Origin of the sequence: Faecalibacterium sp. DFI.5.82 (assembly GCF_029076575.1) — a bacterium.
GTDB classification, from domain to species: domain Bacteria; phylum Bacillota; class Clostridia; order Oscillospirales; family Ruminococcaceae; genus Faecalibacterium; species Faecalibacterium duncaniae.
Genome location: NZ_JARFIS010000706.1, coordinates 1 through 303, shown reverse-complemented (window position 1 = coordinate 303; position 303 = coordinate 1). Strand labels below are relative to the sequence as shown.

Annotated in this window: 1 pseudogene; it reads right to left on the bottom strand. The window is 60.4% G+C overall.

The annotated features are described in order from the left end of the window. A pseudogene (locus P0G09_RS18525) lies at window positions 1-295 on the bottom strand (alpha-galactosidase); the annotation flags it as partial. Between the last annotated feature and the right edge of the window lie 8 nt (window positions 296-303).

The window sequence follows — 303 nt, the reverse complement described above, 5'->3', positions numbered from 1 at the left end:
GCGCATAAACGCCCACCATATAGCGGTGCATGATCTCGCCCTGCTGCTCGGCAGGGAAAGCGCGGCTGTACACAACGCTCATGCTGCGGTTCATATCCCACTTGATATACTCAATGAGATGCTCACGCAGCAGCTAGCAGATAACCCCTGCCAGATAGTCCACCACCTCCGGGCGGGAAAGATCCAGCACCAGCTGGTTGCGCCCCATGGCGGGCTTGCGTCCGGGCAGGGTCAGCGCCCAGTCCGGATGGGTGCGGTACAGCTGGGTGTTCTCGTTGACCATTTCCGGTTCGATCCACAGGC